General features: G+C 63.0%; 27 protein-coding genes and 2 pseudogenes. 10 read left to right on the top strand and 19 right to left on the bottom strand.

The features are described 5' to 3' along the window. Positions 1-30 precede the first annotated feature (30 nt). The 9 genes from ATY78_RS10640 to ATY78_RS10600 form a co-directional block, all read right to left on the bottom strand. A complete protein-coding gene (locus tag ATY78_RS10640) occupies positions 31-1,623 on the bottom strand; it encodes a Do family serine endopeptidase (RefSeq protein WP_088682308.1) in 1,593 nt (530 codons plus the stop codon). A gap of 178 nt (positions 1,624-1,801) precedes the next feature. Then, complete coding sequence (locus tag ATY78_RS10635; protein ID WP_088682307.1) at positions 1,802-2,257, bottom strand: cytochrome c-type biogenesis protein; 456 nt, start codon at positions 2,255-2,257, stop codon at positions 1,802-1,804. Continuing rightward, a complete protein-coding gene (locus tag ATY78_RS10630) occupies positions 2,254-4,242 on the bottom strand; it encodes a heme lyase CcmF/NrfE family subunit (protein ID WP_088682306.1) in 1,989 nt (662 codons plus the stop codon). Before ATY78_RS10630 ends, ATY78_RS10635 begins: the two co-directional genes overlap by 4 nt. Then, a complete protein-coding gene (gene ccmE / locus ATY78_RS10625) occupies positions 4,239-4,706 on the bottom strand; it encodes a cytochrome c maturation protein CcmE (protein WP_088682305.1) in 468 nt (155 codons plus the stop codon). Before ccmE ends, ATY78_RS10630 begins: the two co-directional genes overlap by 4 nt. Beyond that, positions 4,703-5,845, bottom strand: a complete 1,143-nt coding sequence (gene ccmI, locus ATY78_RS10620; protein ID WP_088682304.1) for a c-type cytochrome biogenesis protein CcmI — start codon at positions 5,843-5,845, stop codon at positions 4,703-4,705. The genes ccmE and ccmI overlap by 4 nt, the downstream gene beginning before the upstream one ends. Before the next feature lie 98 nt (positions 5,846-5,943). Continuing rightward, positions 5,944-6,369 (bottom strand): hypothetical protein, encoded by a 426-nt coding sequence (locus ATY78_RS10615; protein ID WP_088682303.1) that lies wholly within the window; start codon positions 6,367-6,369, stop codon positions 5,944-5,946. 118 nt (positions 6,370-6,487) lie between these two features. Continuing rightward, positions 6,488-7,891: a HAMP domain-containing sensor histidine kinase gene (locus ATY78_RS10610; protein ID WP_088682302.1), complete on the bottom strand. Its 1,404-nt coding sequence runs from the start codon at positions 7,889-7,891 to the stop codon at positions 6,488-6,490. Then, positions 7,881-8,552, bottom strand: a complete 672-nt coding sequence (locus tag ATY78_RS10605) for a response regulator transcription factor (protein ID WP_088682301.1) — start codon at positions 8,550-8,552, stop codon at positions 7,881-7,883. The genes ATY78_RS10610 and ATY78_RS10605 overlap by 11 nt, the downstream gene beginning before the upstream one ends. Before the next feature lie 54 nt (positions 8,553-8,606). Then, on the bottom strand, positions 8,607-8,855 hold the full coding sequence (locus ATY78_RS10600; RefSeq protein ID WP_088682300.1) for a hypothetical protein: 249 nt from the start codon (positions 8,853-8,855) through the stop codon (positions 8,607-8,609). A 446-nt stretch (positions 8,856-9,301) separates the two neighbouring features. Here ATY78_RS10600 and ATY78_RS10595 point away from each other — a divergent pair, with 446 nt between their 5' ends. Continuing rightward, positions 9,302-10,525: an MFS transporter gene (locus ATY78_RS10595; RefSeq protein ID WP_088682299.1), complete on the top strand. Its 1,224-nt coding sequence runs from the start codon at positions 9,302-9,304 to the stop codon at positions 10,523-10,525. 203 nt (positions 10,526-10,728) lie between these two features. On the opposite strand, the gene ATY78_RS10590 is transcribed toward ATY78_RS10595, so the two are convergent. The 7 genes and pseudogenes from ATY78_RS10590 to ATY78_RS10565 form a co-directional block, all read right to left on the bottom strand. Then, positions 10,729-11,034 (bottom strand): Dabb family protein, encoded by a 306-nt coding sequence (locus ATY78_RS10590; protein ID WP_088682298.1) that lies wholly within the window; start codon positions 11,032-11,034, stop codon positions 10,729-10,731. Between the two features lie 20 nt (positions 11,035-11,054). Further along, positions 11,055-11,740, bottom strand: a pseudogene (locus ATY78_RS10585) (hypothetical protein). Positions 11,741-11,813: 73 nt separating this feature from the next. Continuing rightward, positions 11,814-12,098, bottom strand: a complete 285-nt coding sequence (locus tag ATY78_RS28715; RefSeq protein WP_210191795.1) for a hypothetical protein — start codon at positions 12,096-12,098, stop codon at positions 11,814-11,816. A 105-nt stretch (positions 12,099-12,203) separates the two neighbouring features. Beyond that, positions 12,204-12,764, bottom strand: a complete 561-nt coding sequence (locus tag ATY78_RS10580) for a TetR/AcrR family transcriptional regulator (protein ID WP_088682297.1) — start codon at positions 12,762-12,764, stop codon at positions 12,204-12,206. 15 nt (positions 12,765-12,779) lie between these two features. Continuing rightward, on the bottom strand, positions 12,780-13,241 hold the full coding sequence (locus ATY78_RS10575; protein WP_088682296.1) for a nuclear transport factor 2 family protein: 462 nt from the start codon (positions 13,239-13,241) through the stop codon (positions 12,780-12,782). A 79-nt stretch (positions 13,242-13,320) separates the two neighbouring features. Beyond that, entirely contained in the window at positions 13,321-14,253 is a 933-nt protein-coding gene (locus tag ATY78_RS10570; RefSeq protein ID WP_088682295.1) for a pyridoxamine 5'-phosphate oxidase family protein, read from the bottom strand. A 43-nt stretch (positions 14,254-14,296) separates the two neighbouring features. Next, entirely contained in the window at positions 14,297-14,908 is a 612-nt protein-coding gene (locus tag ATY78_RS10565; RefSeq protein ID WP_088682294.1) for a glutathione S-transferase, read from the bottom strand. A 141-nt stretch (positions 14,909-15,049) separates the two neighbouring features. On the opposite strand from ATY78_RS10565, the gene ATY78_RS10560 reads away from it, so the two are divergent. Further along, positions 15,050-15,943: a LysR family transcriptional regulator gene (locus ATY78_RS10560; RefSeq protein ID WP_088682293.1), complete on the top strand. Its 894-nt coding sequence runs from the start codon at positions 15,050-15,052 to the stop codon at positions 15,941-15,943. Positions 15,944-15,945: 2 nt separating this feature from the next. On the opposite strand, the gene ATY78_RS10555 is transcribed toward ATY78_RS10560, so the two are convergent. Together ATY78_RS10555 and ATY78_RS10550 are read right to left on the bottom strand one after the other, a co-directional pair. Next, positions 15,946-16,314, bottom strand: coding sequence for a DUF983 domain-containing protein (locus ATY78_RS10555; protein ID WP_088682292.1), 369 nt, complete (start codon positions 16,312-16,314; stop codon positions 15,946-15,948). A 175-nt stretch (positions 16,315-16,489) separates the two neighbouring features. After that, positions 16,490-17,893 (bottom strand): PLP-dependent aminotransferase family protein, encoded by a 1,404-nt coding sequence (locus ATY78_RS10550; protein WP_088682291.1) that lies wholly within the window; start codon positions 17,891-17,893, stop codon positions 16,490-16,492. 205 nt (positions 17,894-18,098) lie between these two features. Between ATY78_RS10550 and ATY78_RS10545 the strand changes: the two genes are divergently transcribed. Further along, positions 18,099-19,004: a S1C family serine protease gene (locus ATY78_RS10545; RefSeq protein WP_088682290.1), complete on the top strand. Its 906-nt coding sequence runs from the start codon at positions 18,099-18,101 to the stop codon at positions 19,002-19,004. A 21-nt stretch (positions 19,005-19,025) separates the two neighbouring features. Here ATY78_RS10545 and ATY78_RS10540 read toward each other — a convergent pair whose 3' ends face one another. Continuing rightward, positions 19,026-20,030, bottom strand: coding sequence for a LacI family DNA-binding transcriptional regulator (locus tag ATY78_RS10540; protein WP_088682289.1), 1,005 nt, complete (start codon positions 20,028-20,030; stop codon positions 19,026-19,028). Positions 20,031-20,164: 134 nt separating this feature from the next. Here ATY78_RS10540 and ATY78_RS10535 point away from each other — a divergent pair, with 134 nt between their 5' ends. The 7 genes and pseudogenes from ATY78_RS10535 (at position 20,165) to ATY78_RS28540 (ending at position 25,871) form a co-directional block, all read left to right on the top strand. Next, a complete protein-coding gene (locus ATY78_RS10535) occupies positions 20,165-21,079 on the top strand; it encodes a sugar phosphate isomerase/epimerase (RefSeq protein ID WP_088682288.1) in 915 nt (304 codons plus the stop codon). A 32-nt stretch (positions 21,080-21,111) separates the two neighbouring features. Beyond that, positions 21,112-22,035: a TIM barrel protein gene (locus ATY78_RS10530; protein ID WP_088682327.1), complete on the top strand. Its 924-nt coding sequence runs from the start codon at positions 21,112-21,114 to the stop codon at positions 22,033-22,035. Positions 22,036-22,045: 10 nt separating this feature from the next. After that, positions 22,046-23,209, top strand: coding sequence for a Gfo/Idh/MocA family oxidoreductase (locus tag ATY78_RS10525; protein WP_088682287.1), 1,164 nt, complete (start codon positions 22,046-22,048; stop codon positions 23,207-23,209). Between the two features lie 185 nt (positions 23,210-23,394). Further along, positions 23,395-24,666 carry a 3-oxo-tetronate kinase gene (otnK, locus tag ATY78_RS10520; RefSeq protein WP_088682286.1) on the top strand — a complete coding sequence of 424 codons (1,272 nt, stop codon included), beginning with the start codon at positions 23,395-23,397 and terminating at the stop codon, positions 24,664-24,666. Between the two features lie 116 nt (positions 24,667-24,782). After that, complete coding sequence (locus ATY78_RS10515) at positions 24,783-25,163, top strand: VOC family protein (protein WP_088682285.1); 381 nt, start codon at positions 24,783-24,785, stop codon at positions 25,161-25,163. Positions 25,164-25,260: 97 nt separating this feature from the next. Further along, positions 25,261-25,638: pseudogene (locus tag ATY78_RS10510) on the top strand (hypothetical protein). A gap of 86 nt (positions 25,639-25,724) precedes the next feature. Beyond that, entirely contained in the window at positions 25,725-25,871 is a 147-nt protein-coding gene (locus ATY78_RS28540) for a hypothetical protein (RefSeq protein ID WP_190237432.1), read from the top strand. The last annotated feature ends 9 nt before the right edge of the window (positions 25,872-25,880 follow it).

Below are 25,880 nucleotides of genomic sequence, written 5' to 3'. Positions count from 1 at the left end.
GCGTCCGCACGGCTCCAGTTTTCCGGGAGATCAGCCCTGGCCGTTGATCGGAAGTGCGACGAAGCGGCTTCCTTCGCTGGACTGGATCTGGAAGAGCGCACGGGTGCGGCCGTCCTTCTTCGCCTGGTTCAGCACCTTGACGACATCGTCGGGGCTGGAGACCTCCTGGTTGTTGACCGAGGTGATCTTTTCGCCTTCCTTGATGCCCTTGTCGGCGGCGTCGGAGTCCGGATCGATGCCGGTGATCGCCAGACCCTTGCCGTCGTCGGAGGGACCGACGGTCAGGCCGAGATCGGCAAGCGCCTTCTCGGAAGCCGGTGCCTCGGGCTGCTGCGGCTGGCTGTTGTTGTCATCGGCGCTGGCATCCTTCTGATCGGCCGGCAGCGTGCCAAGTTCGACGGTCAGGGACTGGGCCTTGCCGGCGCGCCAGACCGAAAGCTCGGCCTTGCTGCCCGGCTGCATCGCGCCGATGCGGCGGCTGAGATCACGCGCGTCCTTGATCGTCTCGCCATTGAGCGCGGTGACGACGTCGCCGGCCTTCATGCCGGCCTTGTCACCCGGAGACCCGGCCTGCGGGGCAACGACGAGCGCGCCGCTCGGCTCGGAAAGGCCGATGGATTCGGCGATATCCTTGGTCACCGGCTGGATCTGGACACCCAGCCAGCCGCGCGAAACCTGGCCATCCTTCATCAGATCGGCGACAACGTCCTTGGCCGTCGAGGCCGGAATGGCGAAGGCGATGCCGACGCTGCCGCCGGACGGCGAGAAGATCGCGGTGTTGATGCCGACGACTTCGCCGCTGAGGTTGAAGGTCGGGCCACCGGAATTGCCGCGGTTCACGGCCGCATCCACCTGCAGGTAATCGTCATAGGGACCGGAGCCGATATCGCGACCGCGGGCCGAGACGATACCCGCCGTCACCGTGCCGCCGAGGCCAAAGGGGTTGCCGACGGCGACGACCCAGTCGCCGACGCGGACATTGTTGTCGTCGGCCCAGTTGACGTAGGTGAACTTCTTGCCCTTGCCGTCGACCTTCAGCACGGCGAGGTCGGTGCGCGGATCCTTGCCGATCAGCTTGGCATCGAGTTCGGTGCCGTCATTCATGACGACGACGAAGGCCTGGCCATCGGAAACGACGTGGTTGTTGGTGACGATGTAGCCGTCTTCAGAGATGAAGAAGCCGGACCCTTGAGCGACCGGGCGCAGACGGCCCTTGCCGTTCGGACCATTCGGACCGTTGGGGCCGTTCTGGCCGAAGCGGCGCGGATGGCCCTGCTGGTCATTCGGGTCCTGGCCGAACTGCCGGAAGAAGCGCTTCAGCGGATGATCGTCAGGAAGGTCGTCGAAGCCGCGGCCATTAAAATCGAAGGAGAAGCCGTCATTGTTGTCGGCGACCGGATTGACGCGGTTTTCGACACGAACGGAAACGACGGCCGGCGAAACGGCGTCGACGACGTTGGCGAAGCTCGGAACGGCAGGCGCCTGAACCTTGACGGCTTCGGCATAAGACCGGGTGATTTCGAGCGGAACGCCAGTTGCGAGCACAGCAGCCGCGATACCGGCAACGGTAGACGCCTTGAGCACGGTGGCGAGGGACGGACGTCCGTTGAAATTCTTGAGCATTGGAGCACCTTCTCTTGTTCTTAAATCTTCAGATCGGCAGCGCCGGATCAGTCGATGAATGAAGATATAGGACGCCGCACCTTACTGCGAACTGTCCGGCCAATGAAAAGTTGGTAATGTTTGAGAGGTTGTTTGCGCGCGTCCGAACCGGCGCGGCGAACGATCGCCGTTTCGTGCCTTACTTATCCAGAAGCTCGCTCAACCGCGCCTGTTCTTCCGCCGTCAGTTTGCTTCCCGTCGGCCTGCCGGCCCTCCTGCGTGCAAAGACCAGCAGTGAAACGCCGCCGGCAAGGACCAGCAGTACCGGCGTGCCCCAGAGCAGCACCGTCTTGACGTTGAGCCGCGGCTTCAACAGCACGAACTCGCCGTAGCGCGAGACGATATAGTTCAGCACCGCCTCGTCGCTGTCGCCATCGCTGATGCGCTGGCGCACCAGCAGGCGCAGGTCCTTGGCGAGTTCGGCATTGGAATCGTCGATCGACTGGTTCTGGCAGACCATGCAGCGCAGTTCCGCCGAAAGGGTGCGAGCCCGGGCTTCCAGCGCGGGATCGGCCAGCACCTCGTCCGGATTGACGGCGAAGGCCGGTGCAGCCGTCAGCAGCAGAGCCAAAATAAGAAGGAGGCGCTGCATCATTCCGCCGGCTCCATAGCGGTTCCTGCTGGCTTCGCCTTCCGGCGTGGGGCGCCGACGCGCAGGCGCCGGTCGGAGAGCGAGACGAAGCCGCCCAGGGCCATGAGAATTGTTCCGCCCCAGATGCAGAGGATGAACGGCTTCCACCAGATGCGCACGACGATGCCGCCGTCCTTGGTGGCGTCGCCGAGCGAGACGTAGAGCTGGCTGAACCCGAAGGTCAGGATGCCTGCCTCCGTCGTCGGCATCTGACGGGCCATGTAGAGGCGCTTGGCCGACCAGGTCTCGGCAACAGCGATACCGGCACGCCGGACGGTGAAGTGGCCGCGCTCCTCGGTGTAGTTCGGCCCCCTGCCCGCCTGCATGCCGTCGAACTGCAGGCTGTAGCCGCCTGCTTCCGCCATCTCGCCCTGCTTCATCTCGATGACATGCTCGCTCTGGAACGTCGTGACCGCGACGATGCCGAGCACGGTGACGCCGAGGCCGGCATGGGCAAGTGCAGTGCCGAAGGCCGAGCGTGGCAAGCCGGTCAGGCGGCGCCAGGCGACGGAGCCCGCGACCTTGCCGACACCGGCGCGATACCAGAGATCGGCGATGGCGCCGAGGATCAGGAAAAGACCGGCCGCCAGGCCGAGAACCGAAAGCACCGGCCCGCCATGTTCGACATAGAAGAGGATCACCGCGGCAAGGAAGGCCAGACCCGCGACGACATAGAGCCGCTGCAGGGCGCCGAGCAGATCGCCGCGCTTCCAGGCGAGCAGCGGCCCGAAGGGCACGATGACGATCAGCGGCGCCATCAGCAGGCCGAAAGTCATGTTGAAGAAAGGCGGCCCGACGGAGATCTTGTCGCCGGTGATCGTTTCCAGCAGCAGCGGATAGAGCGTGCCGATCAGCACCGTGCCACAGGCGACAGTCAGGATCAGATTGTTGACAACAAGCGCGCCCTCGCGCGAGATCGGTGCAAACAGCCCGCCGGCCGAAAGCAGCGGCGCGCGGAAGGCGAACAGCGACAGCGCCCCGCCGATGAAGATCAGCAGGATGCAGAGAATGAAGATGCCGCGGCTCGGATCGCTGGCGAAGGCATGCACGGAAGTCAGCACGCCCGAGCGCACCAGGAACGTGCCCATCAGCGACAGCGAGAAGGTGAGGATGGCGAGCAGCACCGTCCAGATCTTCAGCGCCTCGCGCTTTTCCATGACGAGGGCGGAATGCAGAAGCGCCGTGCCGGCGAGCCACGGCATGAAGGAAGCGTTTTCCACCGGATCCCAGAACCACCAGCCGCCCCAGCCGAGCTCGTAATAGGCCCAGTAGGAGCCCATGGCGATGCCGAGCGTCAGGAAGGTCCAGGCGGCGAGCGTCCAGGGCCGCACCCAGCGCGCCCAGGCGGCGTCGATGCGGCCTTCGATCAAGGCTGCGACCGCGAAGGAGAAACAGACGGAAAAGCCGACATAACCGAGATAGAGCAGCGGCGGATGGATCGCCAGGCCCACATCCTGCAGCACCGGGTTGAGATCGCGGCCCTCGGCTGGCGCCGGATCGAGCCGGACGAAGGGATTGGAGGTCAGCAGAATGAAGAGGGTGAAGGCAACCGAGATCCAGGCCTGTACGGCCAGCACATTGGCTTTCAGCGTTTCCGGCAGATTGCGGCCGAAGACGGCGACCAGCGCGCTGAACAGCGTCAGGATCAACAGCCAGAGCATCATCGATCCCTCGTGATTGCCCCAGACGCCGGAATATTTGTAGATCAGCGGCACCAGCGAATGCGAATTCTCCCAGACGTTCGCGACCGAGAAATCCGAGACGACATGGGCATAGGTCAGCACGGCGAAGGAGAAGGCGACGAGCAGGAACATCGCCAGCGAGCCGACCGTCGCCACGTCCATCATCGCCCGGTCGTGACGACGGGCTCCCATCACAGGAACGATCGCGAGGATGAGCGCCGTCGCCAGCGCCAGCACCAGTGCGTAGTGGCCGATCTCGATGATCATTGCGTCGCCTTCGCTTCCTGGCCTTGGCCTTCCTTCCACAGCCCCTGCTGTTTCAGCCTGTCGGCCACGTCCTTCGGCATATAGGTCTCGTCATGCTTGGCAAGCACGGTATCGGCGACGAAGACATTGGTCCCCGGGGTAAACATGCCTTCGGTGACGACGCCCTGCCCCTCGCGGAAAAGATCTGGCAGGATGCCGGTATATTTGACCTTCACGGCATTGGCGCTGCCGTCGGTGACGGCGAATTCCACGGTCGAACCGCCGCCGCGCACGACGCTGCCCTCGCCCACCAGCCCGCCGAGCCGGATGCGGGTCTCCGGCGCCACCGGCGTCTTCGCCAGATCCGCCGGCATGTAGAAATAGGCGACCGACTGGCTGAAGGCGAACATGACAAGCAGCACGGCGGCGATGATGAAGCTCACGCCTCCTCCGATCACAGCAAGGCGCTTCTGCTTGCGGGTCATTCCGTCATTCCTTCCGTGCCTATGCCGAGTTCCCTGGCAAGCGCCTGCAATTGCCTGCCCTGTTCGCCGGGCGGCGGAAAGGCCGCGAGCCCGCGCTTCAGTGCCTCGGCTGCGCGGTCCTTATCGTTCAATACCGCGTAGGAGCGGACGAGCCGCATCCATCCCTCGAAATTGTTCGGATCCTGGCTGAGCTTGGCATCGAGGCTTTCGACCATGCCGCGGATCATCTGTTGCCGGTCTCCGGCGTTCATGTTTTCCGCCGCCGCCACATCGTCCTGGGTCGGGTTGCCAGGAGCGGCCGGATCGGCATCCAGCTTTGCCGGCGCACCGCCGTTCGCGGCGATATGCTCGCTGACCAGCGGCAGCCACGGCGCATCGGGAGGCGATTGTTTCGCCAGTGCCTCGAAAGCCTGGCGGGCCTCGTCGCGCTGCCCGGCCTGTTCCATGCTGAGCGCCATATAAAAACGGGCGCGCGGATTGTTCGGCTCCAGCGTCAGCGACTGCTCCAGGGCCTGACGCACCTCCTGCGTCACGACGCCGTCGGAGACTGCCATCAGCGTTTCGGCAAGGCCGTCGAGCCGAACGGGGCTCGGGCCGAGAAGGCGGATGGCATTGCGATAGGCAGCCTGAGCGTCTTCTACCCGCATCGTCCGGAAATAGATGGGCGCCAGCACATCCCAGCCCTTACCGTCATCGGGATTTTGCGCCAGATGCCGCTCCGCCTTGGCAATCAGCACGGCCACATCGTTGCCGGGATTTTCCAGCCGCGCTTCGAGCGGCTGCGACGGCAGGTCCGGCCTGCCCGTCGTCAAATAAAGACAGAGACCGAGAACCGGCAGCACCAAGAGGACGAAGGCTTCGGTGAAACGGTGATGCCGCGCCGCCTTCGCCGCCTGTCCCGGCTCACCGGCGGAGACGGCGATCAGCCGCCGGCCGATTTCGGCCCTCGCATAATCAGCCTCCTCCGCCGTGATCAGCCCGCTATCGAGATCCCGATCGAGCTCGCGCAGCTGGTCACGATAAACCGCCGCCTCGCCGGCACGGTTATCCTCCGCCGCCTTCGCTCCGCGCAGAAGGGGATAGAGCAGGACGGCAGCGACGACTGCCGTCAGAACGGCAACGAGAATCCAGAACAGCATATCCGCCCAAATACGTGAAGCGCGCCGCTATTCCAACTGGCAAAGCCGGAATGACGAAGATTTGAGGCTATTCGCCGCAATCTGGATTGGCAATCGACCTAGCCAAGCGGCGACCAGGTGCCGTCTTCATTGCGGCAGGCAGCGCCCCGCGCCACCGTGTCCTTGCCGTCGACGGTCACCGTATGCGTATATTGCCGGCAATTCTGCGAGCCGACCTGATAGGGCGCTGCCGCAACGACCTTGCCGCTGACGCCCTTGCCGGTCCAGAGTACGGGCTGGCCGACGGCCGCGCCTTCCAGCGCCCGATATTCCGCCTCGAGCGCCCGCTGCTTGTCGCTGTCGCTCAAGCTCACACCGCTTCGGCCGACGATGCCGCCCTGCAGAGCGGTGATGAAGGTGGCCGAGGCCGGGGGTTTACCCGAAAAAATGCCGCGTGAAGCAGCACCCTTCGTCGTCGTGCAGCCGGATAGCGCGACCGCGACGAGAAGGGCGGAAACGATCATGCCTTGCGAGCGTAAAATCATTGCGTCGAACCACGATCAGGGGTCAAAATCAGCCGATCGAAGTGCAGCGTCCCCGTGTCAGCATTAAGGCAAAGCATGCTATGCATTTGCCACTATCTTTGTGACATCAAGTAGTTGCTCATGCAACATCCTTTGTGACGCCGGGCAGGATAAGCTTCGCCTTCAGCCCGCCCCATTCCCCGCGGGAAAGCTCGAGCCGTCCCTGATATTCATTGGAAATCTCGGTGACGATCGAAAGGCCGAGGCCGGTTCCGGGCTTGCTTTCGTCAAGCCTGCGGCCGCGCTTCAACGCTTCGCGGATCTGATCCGGCTCCAGGCCCGGCCCGTCATCCTCGACCGCGAGCTCCACCCAGCGGCGGCGCTGGCTTGCCTCCGCCCCTTTCACATCCTCGCCGGCCTCGACGGCCGAAAGCCGCACCCGGCTCTTGGCGAAACGCGCCGCGTTTTCCAGGAGATTGCCGACAGTCTCCTCCAGATCCTGCTGCTCCATGGCGACGGCAAGATGCGGCGGCGAAACCGTCAGATCGAATTGGGTGTCGACGTTCAGCCGGCGCATGACACGCACCAGCCGTTCCAATGCCGGCTCGGCATCGGTGCGGGCGAGCACGGATTCGCGCTGCGCGGCGATGCGCGCGCGATTGAGATAGGACTGCACCTGCCCCTGCATCGATTCCGCCTGGCTGCGCACCAGTTCGCCATGGGATTTTTCGAGCACGCGCGCCTCGTTCAGGAGAACGGCGATCGGCGTCTTCAACGAATGGGCGAGATTGCCAACCTGCATGCGCGCCCGCTCGACGATGCGGCGGTTGCTGTCGATCAATGCGTTCACCTCGTTGGCAAGCGGCAGGATTTCACGCGGGAAGTCACCCTTCAACTGCTCGCTCTCACCGGCGCGGATGCGCTCCAATGCGGCACGCGCCTTGTCGAGCGGCTTGAGGCCATAGAGAATCGCCAGCGCATTGACGATCAGGCTGCCGACGCCGAAGCCGGCGAGCGCCAGATAGAGACTGTGGGAAAAGGTGCGCACGTCGTCCTCGACGACATCGACATTGCCTGTGACGCGGAAGCGCGCCGCGCGCCCGTCGGTATCGAGCACCACTTCGGTCTCTGCCACCTGCACGCGGTTTCCGGAGGCATCCGTCACCTGATAATAGCGCTCGTAATTCTTGTCGAAGGGTGCCTCGACGACTGATGGAACCGGGATGAGCGCCGAGCCGAGCGAGGGCGATACCAGCGGCGCCGTCGTATAGGTGCCGAGCGGTTCCACCACCCAGTACCAGCCGGTCTTGGGCTGGGCGAAGCGCAGGTCGCCGAGCTGCGGGCTGCCGCTCAGCGCTCCCTGGTCGCCGATCGTCACCGAGTTGATGACGTTATAAAGCTGCGCCCTCAAGAGATCCTGAAAGCCGCGCTCGGCGCTCTTGCGGTAAAGCGTGGAGATCAGCAGGCCGATCACGACAAGCGCCATCGTCGACCAGACCGTGGTCAGCAGCAGCACGCGTGCGGTGAGCGACTTAATTCGCATGTTTCGGCGCTTGGATGCGGTAGCCGAGACCGCGCACCGTTTCGATCAGGTCGACGCCCATTTTCTTGCGCAGGCGGCCGACGAAGACTTCGATCGTATTGGAATCGCGGTCGAAATCCTGGTCGTACATGTGTTCGACCAATTCGGTGCGCGAGACGACCTCACCCATGTGATGCATGAGATAGGCGAGCAGGCGATATTCGTGCGAGGTGAGTTTCAGCGCCGTGCCGTTGACCGTCGCCTTCGAGGATTTGGTGTCGAGCCGCACCGGCCCGCATATGATTTCCGACGAGGCATGGCCGGCGGCGCGGCGGATCAGCGCCCGGATGCGGGCCAGCACCTCCTCGACATGGAAGGGCTTGGTGACATAGTCATCGGCGCCGGCGTCGATGCCGGCAACCTTGTCGCTCCAGCGGTCACGCGCCGTCAGGATCAGCACCGGCATGCCGCGGCCGGCGCCGCGCCATTTTTCGAGTACCGTCACACCATCCATCTCCGGCAGGCCGATATCGAGAATGATGGCGTCATAGGGTTCGGTGTCACCGAGGAAATGGCCCTCTTCGCCGTCGAACGCCTGGTCGACGACGTAACCCGCCTCCCTCAGCGTGTCGGTCAGCTGCCGGTTCAGATTGACATCGTCTTCGACTACCAGGATGCGCATCGGTCCGCCTTCGTCCGCTTTGAATCGATCATGTTATGAATAAGGCGATTCCGCTTACATCGGAACCTTTACCGTCACCTTGCGAGGACGCTGGCCGTTGCCCTGCACGAGAACGGTGATGATGCAGGTATCGCCCACCGGTTGCACGGATAGAAGCTGGCCGCCAGTCTGCTCGACGACCTGGGCTGCGGCGGCGCTGCAATCGCCTGCCACTCGCACGACAAGCGTGCCCGCGGCGTCCGGTGAGGGCGCCGAGACCACCAGTCCGGCGGCCAATGCTGCGACGCTCAGAGGAAAGGCCATGTGTTATGCTTTCAAGGTAATCCAACTTGCTCCGAATATGTACTCACGCGACCTGAATGGCAAATGAATGCACTGTAATGCAGGGTATTTAGAACGGTTCTCGCCTGTTCGCGGCCCTTGATTCCAGCGACCGAAACAGCCGGTGCTGCAAGCTTCGACGGCAATGTTTTCACCTCAAAACAATGCGCTCCACTTAATGCGATCGAGGGGCTCGCACGCCTCCCCCGAGAGAGCGAGGAGCCGGTAAAACTCACGCACTGACGCCGCCCCGAATCGGCTGCGCCGCGCCGACGTCGCAGCCACGGGCGAGACCGACATGTTTCAGCGTTCCAATCGTCCTGCAATTGTACCGATCTTTCGTGTCATTCATGCCACGGCCGCTTTCACCGGACGATTGAAGCTGCTAGGCTCCCGCTACTTCCGTATTTCACGCCTTTTCAGCACCCATGCCAAAATCTCTCCGCTTCCGCTCGGCGCAGACGGTCATCGTCCTCGCCGTTACCCAGCTGATCGGCTGGGGTACGACGTTCGACATGCTCGGCGTCATGGGCCGCATCGTCGCACCCGATCTCGGCCTGCCGAACGAGGTGGCGTTTGCCGGCCTGACGATCATGATGTTGGTCGGCGCCATCATTGGCCCCGCGACCGGCCGTTGGCTCGCTCGATATGGCGCTGCCCGCGTGCTATCGGCCGCTTCGCTGATCTTCACGCTCGGCCTGCTTCTGCTCGCCGCCGCAAACGGCATCGTGCTTTATGCCGCCGCCTGGGTCGTCATCGGCGTCGGCGGCGCGCTCGGCCTTTCGGCGCCGGCCTACACGGCCGTCGTCGAGCGTGAAGGGCTGAACGGCAAACGCGTCATCGCCATTCTGATGCTGTTCACCGGACTTTCGAGCGCCATCTTCTGGCCGATCCTCAGCCTGCTCAACGAAACGGTCGGCTGGCGCGTCACCTTCGCCGTCTGCGCGGGCCTGCAATTCTTCGTCTGCCTGCCGCTGCATCTTTTTGGCCTGCCGAAGCCGATCGCAACGCATGTCGAAGGCGCAACGGCGGAAATCGCCCCGGTGCCGCTGTCGAAGACGGCGCAGCGCAAAGCCTTCCTGCTGATTGCAGCAGCCACGACGATAACGACCTTCATTACATTCGGCATCTCACCGTCGCTCCTCGAAATCTTTCGCCAATCCGGCGCGTCGCCGGCCTTTGCGCTGCAGCTCGGCTCGGCCCGCGGCATCCTCGGCATCTCGGCGCGTTTCCTCGACATGCTGCTCGGCCGTCGCGGCAATCCCATGCTCAGTGCCGCAATGGGCATCAGCATGATGGCGGGCAGTTTTCTGGTCATGCGGGTCGCCAGCCCGTCGACGCCGTTGCTCGTGACTTTTGTATTGCTCTATGGCTTCGGCGCCGGCGTCATGACGGTCGCCCGCGCGCTGCTGCCGCTCGCACTGTTTTCGCCGCGCGAATTCGGCCTGCAATCGGCGCGGCTGTCGCTACCGCAAAACCTTGCCAATGCCATCGCGCCCGTCATCTTCACCGCCATCCTCGACCGTGCCGGCACCGGCCCGGCGCTCTTTGCCTGCGCCGTTCTCGCAGCCTTGGCGCTGATCTTCGTGCTCATGCTGATGGCGCTGGTGCGCGGCGCCCGCGCAGCGGAGCCGAGCCCGGTCGTTTCGTGAGACCTCGCCGAGGCAGAACGGGATAGATCTCCAAACGACCGGCCATCTTTGGCGAATCTTTTGAATCGCTTGCCGCCACTTTTTCGAAGTTCAATTCGATGGCTCAGAAATCGAGTCACCTTTGGCAGGATCTGAATCCGGAAATCCTGTCATCTATCTGAATTTCAATGGAATAATCTAAGACCCCATCAGGGTTTGCAGAATCAGAGCGCCCGCTTCACCGCAGCGCTGCTGTCATAATCGGCTGCGATGCGCTTTTCCCGGAGCGGCCGCACCCGCTCGATCGAGAGCTGGTAATCCGGATGCGCCTTATAGGCGGCAAGCGCCGCCTCATCGTCGAATTCGCCGTAAACCACCAGATCGATCTCCGTGCCCAGTTGATCGGTCTTCACATTGGTGCCGATCTCCAGCAGCCGCGCATACGGAATGCCGGTCAGTATGGAAAGCCCGGCCCTGACCTCCTCCAGATGTTCCTCCGGCACGGTGAAGAAGACGATGTGGCGGATCACGCGGAAGCTCCTGTCAGATTTCAGAGGGTCAGCCGCGCGATAACACGCAAGCCCCTGGCCTTCAACCGCGCAAGCGGCCGGATGCGGCATCCGGACGTATCGCCGCATCGAAGGCGACGGCATAGGCCGCAAGCTTCTCGGCCCGATCCATGCCATTGACGATCCGGCGCGCGTTCACCCAATCCTCGGTCGTCGCATTCAGATGATCTTCGAGCTTGTGGCCGGTGAAGCTGCCTTGCAGCATGCCCTCGATCAGGATCATGACCGCCACGTCCATCTCCATCGCCCGGTCGGGATCAGCAACGAGATCGATACCCGTCAGCACACTCATCGCCTCGTAGTTCCGCTTGTGGGTGAGCTGCACGAGCCCGCGCCCGAGCCAGCTGCGGCCATCCTCATCCGGCCGCCAGTAGGGCGTCTTCACCCAGGAGAGCCTGCCTGCGGCAAAGGCCGTCTCCAGGATTTCGACCGCGCGCACATCGCTTTCAGCCAGCGTCTCACGCACCGGCTGCATCGTATAGGCGGTCTCGTGATAAGCGGTTGCCAGGATGTAGGCGAGCCAACGACGGTCCGCATGCGCAAAGCGCCGTTCCCAAGCATCGAGAATCGCGGTCGCGCCCACTACCTGAGGCTGAGTCATTGCACCCTTGAAGAGCGCTTCCTGCACCACATCAAAAAAGAATGTCCGGTCCATGTGGACAACCATTCCGCGCTCCTCGGAAAATAACGTGGTTAAAACCGTCTTAATCGATTAAAATCAACTTAATCGTTTAAAGTGTTTAAGCCACTGATTTACACACCATTTGTCTTGTGCAATGCATCTGCCTGCCCTGAAGCCTTGACCCCGAAAGAGGAGACTTCCGATGCAGATGCCCGCCAATACCCAAACCACCATTCCCCAGCATGTGGTCGACCAGATGGAAAATGAGTGGCGCCAGATTCGCCTTGAACGGGAAAATCCCCGTCCGGCCCAGCAGCCTCAGCAACAGCGCTGAGAGATACCACAAAGCCTTGCCGATGTAAGGCAACCCTTGATCGGCCGCGTGTCCGCCCTCGCGGTTCATCCCCTCTCCAATTCGTGCGCCGCCAACGCCCGACAAATGCCCGGCCAGTTCCTCGCTGCCGGGTATTTTATTGAATAAGCCGGGCCGCGCCTGATTGATAGCGGCTCATCGCGCCGCCGCGTCAAGCCGTTTTGCCAGCGTTTCGAGCGCCCGAGTGAAAACCGCTTTGTCGTTCAAGGCGCGCGACAGGACCAGCGCTCCCTGGATGCCGGCCACGCTTTCCTCGGCAAGCGCGAGCGCCTCCTCCTCGGGATAGCCTGCCCGCACCAGCGCCGAGCGCAATGCGCCGATCCAGCGGATGAAATAGCCGCCGATCGCTGCCGAAAACCGTTCCCGTGTCTCGTCAAGCGCGAAGGCCCCGACGAGGCAGATGCGGCCGCCGGAGCGGAAATAGTCGTTCACATTCGTCCACATCGCCGCGATCGCCTCACCGGCGTCGTCATGTCTCAACGGCCGATAGACGGCATGCTCGAACCAGGCATCGACCTCGGCGATGACGGCGCCTGCCATCTCCTCCTTGCCGCCGGGAAAGAAGTGATAGAGGCTGCCCTTGCCGATGCCGGTGCGCTCGGTGATCCGGCTGAGCGAGGCGCCCTCGTAGCCGAGCTCGCGGAAGATTTCCGCCAGGAGGGGGACGATGTCGGCGCGTTCATAGACGGTCTTCACCGCTGGACTTCCCGTTCAAAGTCCGAGCTCTGTCAGACCGGGATGGCCATCCGGTCGCCGGCCGAGCGGCCAATGGTATTTGCGCTCCGATTCGCGGATCGGCAGATCGTTGATCGAGGCGAAGCGGCGCTGCATCAGGCCAGCGGCATCGAATTCCCAGTTCTCGTTGCCGTAGGAGCGGAACCAGTTGCCGCTGTCGTCGCGCCATTCATAGGCGAAACGCACGGCGATGCGATTGTCGGTGAAGGCCCAGATCTCCTTGATCAGCCGGTAATCCAGCTCCTTCGCCCATTTGCGGCTGAGGAAAGCAACGATTTCGGCGCGGCCGGTGACGAATTCGGCGCGGTTCCGCCAGCGACTATCCGGCGTATAGACGAGCGAGACGCGCTCGGGATCGCGGCTGTTCCAGCCGTCTTCGGCAAGACGGACTTTCTGGGTGGCGGTCTCCAAGGTGAAAGGCGGGACGAGGTTGGACATGAGATCTCCTGTACTGATCAGACTTTACTTTACCGATCAGTACAGTCATTGACAAGCTGGTTTGGCGTATTGTCCGGCTTCAGAGGTCGGGACCTGGGCGCCAACGCAGCGGCAGAGCATCCTGGCGAAAAACGATGTGTTCCGGCGTGAAACGCCACAGCCTTTCCGCCCGTTGAAAGCTTGCCATTTCGGGCGAAGAGAGCAGCACCTCTACCCTTCCCGTCATCTGCAGCAGATCGCCGGTTTCGAAGTCGACGAAGACCAGCCCAGCCTTCGGGTTGATCAGGAAATTGCCGAGCGTGTTGAAGAACCGATTGCCGGGAAAATCCGGAACGGTGAGCACGCCATCGGCGCCGACACGCACGAAGCCGGCATGGCCGCCGCGATGGGACACGTCCACCTGCCGCTCGCCATTGTCGCGATCGACAAAGGAGGCGACGAAAAACGTATCGGCGCCCTCGATGATCCGCCGCGCCCGATCGTCGAGTTGAACGGAGTGAGCAGGCCTCACCGCCGTCAGGACATCGGGATCTCGAACGAAAGCAGCAGAACGAAGCTGGATATATTGCGGACAATTGCCGAAGCTCTGGCCGACACCCACCTGAAAGGCGTCAGCACCTGCCCTGCGGATCACGCCGTTCAGCCGGTTGCGCCGGCGGGTCTCCAGCTGGATTCCAAGCATCGCGATCGCGTCACCGTCTTCCATGCCGGCATCGGCAGGATCGGCCGGGTCGCGCGGCAGGCCGACATCGAGAACCGCCGGATCCGGCGAGGACATGAAGCCCGGCCGCCCAGACCGCACAGTTGCCCAGACATCTCCCCTGGTATCGACCGCGCCGAGCACGATGAAGGGCAGCATCGGAAAGAAGGCACGGTGCTGCTCCGGCATCGCCCGGCGGACGAAATTCCGTCCAGGCCCATCCATGCGTTCGACGACGCCGACACTGCGCTGCATGGCGAGTTCACCCTCGTGCCAGGGCGATGCGGCGTCTTGTTTTGGCTGCTCCAGCATGGCGACTCTCCTTCAGCTCCACTTCGGAAACCGGGACGATCCCTCAAGCGGCAAGACCGATCCTGGTCTTGCGAAAACCGACGAAACCCGGCAGCGCCTCGATGCGCGCAAGCCATGCCCGGACGCTCGGATAGGGAGAGGTATCGACATTACCCTCCGGTGCATTGGCGATGTAGCTGTAAAGCGCGATGTCGGCGATCGTGGGCTTGGCGCCGAGCAGGAAGTCGCGGTCCTGCAATTCTGCCTCGACCAGTGCGAGGATGCGGTGCGCCCGGGCGATCACCTCCTCGGTGCGGAAATCGGCGCCGAAGACGGTAACAAGGCGGGCAGCGCATGGTCCGTAGGCGATTTCGCCCGCGGCAACCGAGAGCCATTTCTGTATCCGTGCCGCCGCAACGGCATCCTCCGGCAGCCAGTCGGTGCGGCCATTTTTGCGCGCGAGATAGACGAGGATGGCGGAGGAATCGGCAATGACCGTGCCGTCGTCATCGAGAACCGGCACCTGGCCGAAGGGATTGAGCTCGAGAAACTCCGGAGCCTTATGGGCGCCTGCCGCCAAATCGACCTCGATCAATTCATAGGACACGCCGAGCAGCGACAGGAACAGGTGGGCCCGATGCGAATGGCCGGACAGCGGGTGATGGTAGAGTTTCATGGCGGTTCCTCTGGGCTTCTGATGGAGGCTAGGCTTGCGGCGATGGCCGCTCGACCATCCGAGAGGCAATTTACGGCCTTCCATCCAGCCGCAGTAGAATGCTAATCTGGAAAGCGTTCTCTCAATTTATGGAAGGCTGGAATGGACCGTCTCGACGCCATGAGCGTGCTTCTCGCCGTCGTCGAACAGGGCAGCCTGTCGGCCGCCTCACGGCATCTGCGTTCACCGCTGGCCACCGTCAGCCGCAAGGTTTCGGAACTGGAAGCTCATCTCAATGCCCGGCTGCTACAAAGGACCAACCGAAGGGTCGCGCTGACGGAAGCCGGCCGCGCCTACGTGGAGGCGGCGCGCGAGATTCTCGGCCGGGTGGAGGAAGCGGAGCGGACGGCCGCTGGTGAATACAGTGCGCCCAAGGGAGAACTGACGATGACCGCGCCGATCGTCTTCGGGCGGCTGCACGTCCTACCGATCGTGGTGGATTTCCTGAAGGCCTATCCCGAGATCAATCTGCAACTGATGCTTGGCGACAGGCTATCGAACCTCGTCGAGGATCATATCGATCTGGCGCTGAGGATCGGCCACCTGCCGGACAGCAATCTGATCGCCACGAGGCTCGGCGCCATCCGCCGCACCGTCTATGCCAGCCCGGATTACCTGGCGCAGCACCCAGTACCCCGGCATCCGAGCGATCTCTCCACGCATGACTGCATCACCTTCGAGGGCATGGCCTCGACGCGAAGCTGGACATTCAGCGACGGAAAACACGATCTCGCCGTGCCGATCCGTTCACGGCTTGCTGTCAACACAGCCGAAGCCGCGGTCGATGCCGCCGTCGCCGGTCTCGGCATCACGCGCGTTCTCTCCTACCAGGCCGCTCGCGCCGAAACGGCGGGCCTGCTGGTGCCGCTGCTTGCCGATTTCGAGCCGCAGCCGGCGCCAGTGCAGCTCGTCTATCCCTCGCAGGGTCTGGTCCCCCTGAAATTGCGCGCGCTCATCGATTTCGCGACGCCGCGCCTGCGCGCAGCGCTGAAGTAGACTCAGGCGAGCTTGCCCTCTTCCGCCTTGTAGAAATACTGGCTGGCGACCAGCCAACCCTTGAGCGGCCTGAGCGGCGGAATGCAGGTGGCGAGCATGAAGGGGCCGGTGAACAGAAACTGCGCCCAGATCGGCGCGGAAAAGGCCACCTCCAGCCAGACGCCGAGCAGCACGCTCGGAATGCAAGCAAAGCAGATGACGAAGAAGGCCGGACCATCGGCCGGATCGGCGAAGGAATAGTCGAGGCCGCAGACCTCGCATTCCGGCCGGAGCGTCAGGAAGCCCTTGAACATGTGACCCTGGCCGCAACGCGGGCAGCGCCCTCTGATACCGGTCTGCATCGGAGGAAGTGGGGGATATTCGGTGTCCATGATGTTCTCGCTTTCAGATCCTCAGGCATTGATGCAATCAATGCTACAAATGCATGCATTCAATATGATTACATTAAGTCGACATCGCCAATCAATTCGTCAGAATGACGCAGATCCACAGCCGCAGCATGGAAACCGCGCCTGCCGTAAGTGATGATGTCCGTGGGCTTGCTCGTCAGAAGAACGAGGCCGCCATCTCCGGCGGGCCTTCGAGCGCGTGGGCCATGAATTCCAGCGCGCCCTGCAATTTCTCCCGCGTGATCGAGCCGCCGAGGCAGACCCGCGCGGCTTCCGGGGCAGCGCCTTCGACCGTAAAGGCGTCGCTTGCCACCACGCCGATACCGGAAGAGTGCATGTGACTGCCGAATGTGGAGCGGGTCCAGCCGCTCGATAACGGCAGCCAGATGTTGAAGCTCAGCGGATCGGCGCGATAGCTGCCGGCCGGCAGGATTTCAGCGGCCATCCTCTGGCGGGCGGCAGCCTCGGCGCGGATGAAACGCAGGATCGCATCGGCCGTACCGTCCTCGATCCAGCGAGTGACGAGCGCGACGTTCAGCGGCGAGGCCATCACATTGTTGGCGCGCATGGCGCTGACGAAGGGCCACACGGCCTTGGTATCCGGCGCCACGACATAGGCAAGGCGCAAGCCCGCGCCGATACATTTCGCCAGTCCGCCGATATGCCAGGTCAGATCAGGCGCCGTTGCCGCAAGCGGCGGCGGACCTTCCACCGGGATGAAGCCATAGGCATCGTCCTCGACGATCGGCACCTGATATTTGCGGGCAACGGCTGAGATTTCCTCGCGGCGCGCGGCAGGGATCGTCAGTGTCGTCGGGTTCTGCAGCGTCGGATTGAGATAAAGCGCCTTCGGCTTCAATCTCTCGCAGGCTCCGGCAAAGGCATCCGGCAGGATACCGTCTCCGTCCATCGGCAGGCCGGCGAGATTGAGCCGCAACTGGGCGGCGATCGAGCGCATGCCGGGATAGGTGATGATTTCCGAAACTACGGTCTCACCGGGTTTTGCAAGCAGGCCGAAGATCGCAAGCAGCGCCGGATGGGCGCCCGGCGTGACGAAGATCCGCTCCAGCGAAGGTTTGAGCCCGCGACGGCCGAGCCAGGCGGCAGCGGCTTCCTTATCCATGCCGGAGCCGCCGAAACCCTGGTAGCGCAGAAGCGGAACGAGGTTTGCCGCCACCGCCGACATGCCCTCCCGCATGCGCCCGATCAGTTCCGGGTCATCCGGTTCCGGCGGCAGGTTCATCGAGAAATCGACGACGGATGCGCGGCGGGGATCGGGCGCGGCATCAAGCGCGAAACCTCGGCCTTCCCTGTCCGAGCCACCGGTGACGAAGGTGCCTCGGCCAACGTGGGAATCGACGAGGCCACGCTTTTGCGCCTCGACATAGCCTCTTGCCACGGTGGTGAAGTCGACATTCAGCCGCTTGGCGAGTTCGCGTTGCGGCGGCAGCCGGTCTCCCGCCACCAGATGCCCGCTGCGCAGATCCATTTCGATCAGATCGGCAATCGCCATATAGCGGGGGCTGCTGCTGCGGCTGAGATCGGGATGCCAGTCCTTCATTTCGTGAGCCCTGTCGCTATCGCTGTCCGATAAGATTGACTGTATATTGTTGCACTTGCCTCCTGTCATCAAAAATGTGGCGCCACGGGCCGTTGCGGAAAATCCGTTCGCCAAGCCTTGCCTCCATCCATCCATCTCCTTACCTATTCAAGGTGGGATGCGTCCGGGTCAGCCTTCCGCGCCGGCGCCCCATTGGGATGAAAGCATGAATATCGATCCGATCTTGCGGTCCGTGGTGGCCGTGCGCTCCTCAATTCCGGAAGATGCCTACACCGCAGAAACGCTGGGCACCGTCCGGGAGGGCAGCGGCGTGGTCATCCGCGACAACGGGCTGGTGCTGACCATCGGTTATCTCATCACCGAGGCCGACGAGGTGTGGCTGACCACCCGTGACGGGCGCGTGGTTCCCGCCCATCCCCTTGCCTATGATCAGGAAAGCGGCTTCGGCCTGGTGCAGGCGCTCGGCGCGCTCAGCGCTCCGGCGGTGCTTTTCGGCGATGCGGCCGCAGCCAAGCCGGGCGATCCTGTCGTGCTCGTCGACGGAATGGGCGAATTCGTCGAGGCAAATATCGTCGCCAGGCAGGAATTCGCCGGTTACTGGGAATATCTGCTTGATGAGGCGATCTTCACCGCACCGGCCCATCCGGCGTGGGGAGGCGCGGCGCTGATCGGCTCGGACGGCAAGCTCCTCGGCATCGGCTCGCTGCGGCTGCAGATGAGCGATGGCGCCGAGACCGCCGATATCAACATGGCCGTACCGATCGACCTGCTCACGCCGATCCTCGACGATCTCTTGAATCGCGGCCAGGTCAATAAGCCGCCGCGGCCGTGGCTCGGCGCATTCTCCGCCGAAAGCAATGGCGGCGTGGTGGTCATGAGCGTCGCCGAAGGCGGTCCCGCCGCCCAGGCAGGCCTGCGCCAGGGCGATATCATCTCCGAGATCCGGGATGAAGAGGTCGACGGGCTGGCCGATTTTTATCGCAAAGTGTGGAGCAGCGGTCCCGCCGGCGCCGAAATTCCCTTGCGGATTTTGCGGAACGGCCGGGAAGCATGGCTGCGCATCAAGTCCGCCGACCGTAACAGCTTTCTCAGGAAGCCGCAGTCGCAATAGGGCCGCGCCGGCAATCCCGCCTCAAAGATTTTCCGACGTGATCGTCAGGAAGCGCACGGGTTCGGCGCTCACCTCGACATCAATGAGCCCCAGCCTGTTCAGCGCGAGATCTATCGATCGCCTCGCCTGAACCTCCGGCGCCTGGTCGAGCACGATCGACATGATGCCGCGCCGCAGGTAGCTCTGCGTCTCTCCCGTCAGTTCATGACCCACCCAGAAGGGCCGCCCTGCCCCGCTTTCCTCGAGCACCCTGGCGACTCCCTTGTTGTCGCCGCCGGCGCTGTAGACGCCGATGATGCCGGGCTCCCGCCGGAATGCCGAGCACAGCAGTTCCATGGCATTGTGCTCGTCATCGAGGTCGAACATGACCTCGGTGAAGCGGTGTTCGTCCGAACCTCTATCGATGAGATAGGCGGAAAAGCCGCGTATCCGCTCCTTGTGGTTCTCATAGGCGCCGCTATGGCAGAGAGCGACGAAGGAACCGGAGCGTTTGGCCAGCATGCCCGACATGTAATGGGCTGCCGTGCGGCCGGCGGCATAGTTGTCGATGCCGACATAGGGCAGTTCCGGAGCCGGGCGGGTCATGATCTGGACGACGGGAATGCCGAGGTCCGCGGCCTTGCGCACGCTGGTGACGACATCGGCATGATCAGGCGCAACCACGATCAGCGCCGACCGTCGCGCCGTCGGATTGGCGATGTAACGTGCGAACTCCGCCGGCTCGTTCTCGCGGATGAAGGTGCGGTGAACGACGATGCTGTCGTCGAGCGAGGCGGCGATGCGTTCGAAGGCCCGGTTCAGCCGCGAATAGAAGTTGGTTTCCGGGCGAACGAGGATCACCTCGATCCGGATCAGGCCGCGATGGGCGACCTGCAGGCTCTGCCGATATTCGAGCCGTCTCGCCGCGAGAAACACCTTTTCCACGGTCTCCGGCAGCACGCCGCCGCGATTGTTGAGGACGCGCTCCACCGTCGCGGTGCCGACCCCGGCCTCCCGGGCCACATCCTTCAAAGTCACCTTCGTCACGAGGCTTTCTCACTGCCAAACCTGAAATAGCAGAGCATCCGTCGCCCGCGCGGTCAATGATCAAATTTGATCATCGAAGCATTGGAATGCGGAGGCGCCCAGACATTATCGTGCCTGACATCAGGAGGAGCCCCATGAAGATCGCACTCGACCCCCACATGCACCGTCACCTCAACCTGCGCGACCTCTGCCGCAAGGCGGCCGAACTTGGCTACGACCATATCGAGCTTTCGCCGCGCGATGATTTTCTGCCCTGGTGGGTGCGTCCGCGAGCCCACAAGGAACGCATCGCCGAGTTCAAGGCGGCGCTGAAAGAGCATGGCGTGCAACTCGCCTCGCTTCTGCCGATGTATCGCTGGGCAAGCCCGCATGAAGACGAACGGCAGGCAGCCGTCCGCTATTGGAAGGAAGCGATCGAGATCGCGGCGGAGATGGGCTGCGATACGATGAATTCGGAATTCGGCCGCGGCCCGTCGCCCGATCGCAGCCACCGTTCAAATTGTTGCGGCGGCATGCACACGCATGAGCATAGCGAGGCGGCCTGGTGGCGTTCGATGGAGGAACTCGTTCCTGTCTTCGAGCGCGAGGGCGTAACACTCAACATGGAGCCGCATCCGGAAGACTGGTGCGAAACGCTGCATCCGGCGATCGACATGCTGAAGACCATCGGTTCGAAGAATGTCAAATTCCTCTACTGCGCACCGCATACCTTCTATTTCGGTGACGACATGGCGCGGATGATCCGCGATGCCGGCCCGCTGATCGCGCATGTGCATGTGGCCGATACCTATAATCACAAGAAATCGTCGGGCTTGCGCTACATCATCAACCCACCGGGCGCGAAGGTCACGATCCATCAGCACATGGACATGTACCAGGGCGAGATCAACTGGGATGTCTTCTTCTCCTCGCTGGCCGAGGTCGGATTCGACGGCATCATCACCGCCTGCGTCTTCGGCTGGGAGGACCGCGCCGACGAATCCGGCCGCTTCATGCGCTCCGAAATCCAGAAACATGTCGACAAATATTGGCCCGGCAAAGCCGGCTGACCGTCGCTATCACCATTATCAGGAACAAGACCGTGACCATCACGATTACGACAGCCCCCTGCTGCTGGGGCGTTGATGACGTCAACAATCCCAACCTTCCCGCCTGGCAGCGCGTCTTCGACGAAGCGGCCGCCGCCGGCTATGGCGGTCTCGAACTCGGCCCATACGGCTACGTGCCTCTCGATGACAAGCTCGTCGCCACGGCACTCACCGATCGCAATCTTTTCATCGTCGCCGGCACGATCTTCGACGATCTCGTCTCTCCTGAGAACCGCGAGAACTTGCTGCGGCAGACGGACGAAATCTGCGCCGTCATCACCCGGCTGCCGCAGCCGGCGCAGGCGGCGGGCCAGCGCTTCAGGACGCCCTATCTCACCGTCATGGATTGGGGCCATGACGAGCGGGATTACGCCGCGGGCCATTCCGATCGCGCGCCGCGGCTCTCCGACGCAGCCCGGGCCGGGATGATCGCCAATATCAAGGCGATCGCCGAACTTGCGGCAGGCAAATACGGCGTGCGCGCCGTCATTCATCCGCATGCGGGCGGCTATATCGAATTCGCCGATGAGATCGAGCGGGTGGCAGACGATATTCCGAGCGAGATTGCCGGCTTCTGCCTCGACACCGGCCATACCTATTATGCCGGCATGGACCCAGTCGATACACTTCGGCGCTATGCCGACAGGCTCGATTACGTCCACTTCAAGGATATCGACCAGGCCGTTTTCGACCGCGTGCTCGGCGAGAGAATCCGCTTCTTCGAGGCTTGCGGACAAGGCGTGATGTGCCCGATCGGCCGCGGCGTCATCGATTATCCCGCCGTCAAGCGAGTGCTGGAGGAGATCGGCTATCACGGTTTCATCACCGTCGAGCAGGAGCGCGATCCACGAAACGTCGCGGGCAGCCTCGAAGATGTGAAGCAGAGCCGCGACTATCTCAGCTCGGTTGGTTTCTAGGAAAAATGACATGAACGACAACAGCAGAAAGCCGATCCGCTGGGGCATGGTCGGCGGCGGCAAAGGCAGCCAGATCGGCTACATCCATCGCTCGGCCGCCCTTCGCGACAATGTCTTTGCCCTTGCTGCGGGCGCCTTCGACATCGATCCGGAGCGCGGCCGCGCCTTCGGCGTCGATCTCGGGCTCGATGAAGCCAGGAGCTATCCGGACTACGCGGCGATGTTCGCAGCCGAAGCCGAGCGGCCGGACGGCATCGAAGCCGTCTCGATCGCAACGCCCAACAATACGCATTTTGCAATCTGCAAGGCCGCGCTCGAACACGACCTGCATGTGATCTGCGAAAAGCCGCTCTGCTTCACCGTCAGCGAGGCCGAAGAACTGAAGGCACTTTCCCTGGCAAAGGGCCGGATCGTCGGCGTGACCTATGGCTATGCCGGCCACCAGATGATCGAGCAGGCGCGGGCGATGGTCACGAAGGGCGATCTTGGCGAAATCCGCATCGTCAACCTGCAATTCGCCCATGGCTTCCACAGCGCCGCGGTGGAGGACGAGAACCCCTCGACGCGCTGGCGCGTCGATCCCAAATTCGCCGGCCCGAGCTATGTCCTCGGCGACGTCGGAACCCATCCGCTCTACATCGCCAAGGTCATTCTTCCCCATCTCAAGATCAGGCGCCTGCTCTGCAGCCGCCAGAGCTTCGTCAAGAGCCGCGCGCCGCTGGAAGACAATGCCGTAACCCTGATGGAATATGGCAACGGCGCCATCGCCACCGTCTGGTCGAGCGCCGTCAACGCCGGCTCCATGCACGGCCAGAAGGTCCGCATCGTCGGCTCGAAAGCCAGCATCGAATGGTGGGACGAGCGGCCGAACCAGCTCTCCTACGAGATCCAGGGGGAACCCGCCCGCATCCTCGAACGCGGCATGGATTATCTCTATCCCGAGGCCAGGATCGACGATCGCATCGGCGGCGGCCATCCCGAGGGTCTTTTCGAAGCCTGGGCGAACCTCTATCGCCGCTTCGGCTTTGCCATCAACAAAGAGCGCGGCCTTGCACCCGCCGGTATCGAAGACCTCGTCTTTCCCGATGTCGATGCCGGATTGGAAGGGGTGCGTTGGGTCGAAAACTGCGTGCGTTCCGCCGATGCTGGCGGAGTCTGGCTGGACTATCGCTAATCCCGGCAGCGGGCACCGAGGCAAACGAGTCCGCCGTCGAATGGATTCGCATCGCGCCCGCCCAAAATCACGTGACAGCGTCGCTCGCCTTATCATAACTAAAGCTCTGCCGGTCGGGGCCGACTCGCACCGGAATGTCGGCTTTGCCGGCATCAATGTGTTTTGCCTGCCGGAGCTTTCCTGACATGCTGCTTGGAGCCATAGCCGATGATTTCACCGGCGCCAGCGATCTTGCCAACGCTCTTGCTCGAGGCGGCATGTCGACCACGCAGTTCGTCGGCGCCGGCCGCGGCAAGACGGATTGCGAGGCCGGCGTCATCGCGCTGAAGACGCGCTCGGCGCCGATCGACGATGCGGTGCGCCAGTCGCTGGAGGCAGCGCGCTGGCTGCTCGACCAGGGTTGCGAACAGATCCTCTTCCAATATTCCTCGACCTTCGATTCAACGCAGGCCGGCAATATCGGGCCCGTGACCGAAGCGCTGCTGCGCCTCACCAACGCCGGTGTCACCGTCGTCTGCCCTGCCTTTCCGGCGATGGGCCGGCGGCTCTTCATGGGGCATCTCTTCGTCGGCGACCGGCTGCTCAGCGAATCCGGCATGCAGGACCATCCGCTGACGCCGATGACCGATCCCGACATCCGCCGCTGGCTGCGGCAGCAGACGCGCGGCGAAATCGGCGGGATCACGCTCGACGTCGTTCGCTCGGGTACGGCAGCCTTGCGCAACAGCCTGCGCGCCGAGTTGACGGCCGGTCATCGCCTCGTCGTCGTCGACGCCATCGAGGACAGCGACCTCGCGGCAATCGCCGCGGCGATCGCCGACCACAAGCTCGTCACCGGCAGCCTCGGCATCGCGCAGGGCCTGCCGCAGAATTTCCGCGAGCAGGGCAAGCTCTCCGGCACGGCGGCCGCGGTGCCTTTAGTGGACGGCCCCGGCGTCGTGCTCTGCGGCTCCTGCTCGACGGCCTCGCAGAATCAGGTCGCCTGCCATCTGCAGAACCATCCCGGTCTTGCGATCGATCCTGCCGTGCTGATGCGCGGCTCGATGTCGGTGGAGCGCGCCGCGCGCTGGGTGGAGTTGAATGCCGCCGAAAATCCGATCGTTTATTCCACAGCCGCTCCCGAAGTGGTGGATTTCGTGCAGCAGCGCTTCGGACAGGCGGATGTGGGCAAAAAGATCGAAGCCTTCTTCGGTGGGCTGGCGCGACGGCTCGCCGATGCCGGCATACGGCAGATCGTTGTCGGCGGCAGCGAAACCTCTATCGCCGTGGTGGACGCGCTCGGCCTCAAAAGCATGACGGTCGGGCCGGAAATCGATCCCGGCCTGCCGCTTCTCATCGCCGACCGCTCGGGGCCGCTCGGGCTTGCGCTGAAGAGCGGCAATCTCGGTACGCCCGATTTCTTCATTCGGGCGTTGGACAGAATCGCCGGCCTCGAACGCCATTTCGCCGTGCTCTGAGAGGTGTGCTTCTTCGTTGACCTGAGACAGCCGTTGAAAGAGGCTGGCGTCGCGCCATCTCCTGGGGATGGGCCATCCATTTCAGGCATGAACCGACGAAGAGGAGTTCGCAATCCATGTTCGATCATGTCTCGATCGGCGTAAAAGATCTCGACAGAGCCCGTCATTTCTACGACGCGGCGCTCAGGCCGCTCGGATATGAGCGCCTCTCCAATTCCGACGGCATGATCGGCTATGGGCTGGAAAGCGTCGGGCTGTGGGTGATGCAGGTCGAGCACCCCGTTGTCGCCGACATGCGGTCCGGACTGCATTTCTGCTTCGTCGCCCCTGATGAAGCCGCAGTCGACGCCTTCCATGCGGCTGCCGTCACCTCCGGCGGCACGGATAATGGCGAGCCGGGCATCCGGCCGGATTACGGGCGCTTCTATTACGCCGCCTTCGTCATCGATCCGGACGGCTACCGTCTCGAAGCCTATTTCCACAAGGGCGAACTGTAAAAGATCGTTAAAGCGCGTCGCGATCACCCTGCTTACGGCTGCCGGCCTCCGGAAAGCGGCGGCAAAAATCCCGTTGTGTTGCAGGGAGGAAAAGCGCATGATCCGGCCTTCGGCAGCTATCGCACGGGCGCTGCCGACTGAGGGTTTGATACCCTAGCCCCGACGAAAGGAGGACCCGATGTCTTCCACTTCCGAAAAACCATATCTTACGTCATCCGATCTCGACATGCTTCAGTCCGTGCTCGACGATGCCGGCTACCAGGCGAAGATCCTGATCGATGACGAAAAGTGCCTCAACGTGGCGGCGATGCTGCTGGTCAAGCTCTTCCAGGAGGGCGTAAGGTCTCCAGCCATGCTTTCCCTGGCGCTCGAACATCATTTCGGCAAACTGAAGACGCCGCCGAAAGCGGTAACGCCGGTTTACGACCGATATGCAATACAGGGATTGCCCCGCGAAAGGCGCGCCGCCAGCTAAGAGGTGAGCGCTCAGCCGGGCAGAAAACCCGTGGGTGATCACGGCACAGACCGCAGAAATTTCGTCTGAACAGAGGAGATCGATCCATGGCAAAGGGACAGCTGAGAAGCAATCGCGAGGCTCGCAAACCGAAGAAGGACAAGCTGGCGCCGAAGACGGCAGGGACATTCGCAGCCCAGATGAAGACAGCGGCCCAAACCGCTCCGCAGGGAAGCAGCGCGCCCAAGAAATAAAACGGCGTG

The organism is Rhizobium sp. R635 (genome assembly GCF_002211285.1).
Taxonomy (GTDB): Bacteria; Pseudomonadota; Alphaproteobacteria; order Rhizobiales; family Rhizobiaceae; genus Rhizobium.
Note: the sequence above shows the minus strand (reverse complement) of the source record. Positions and strands in the feature narration are given on the sequence as shown.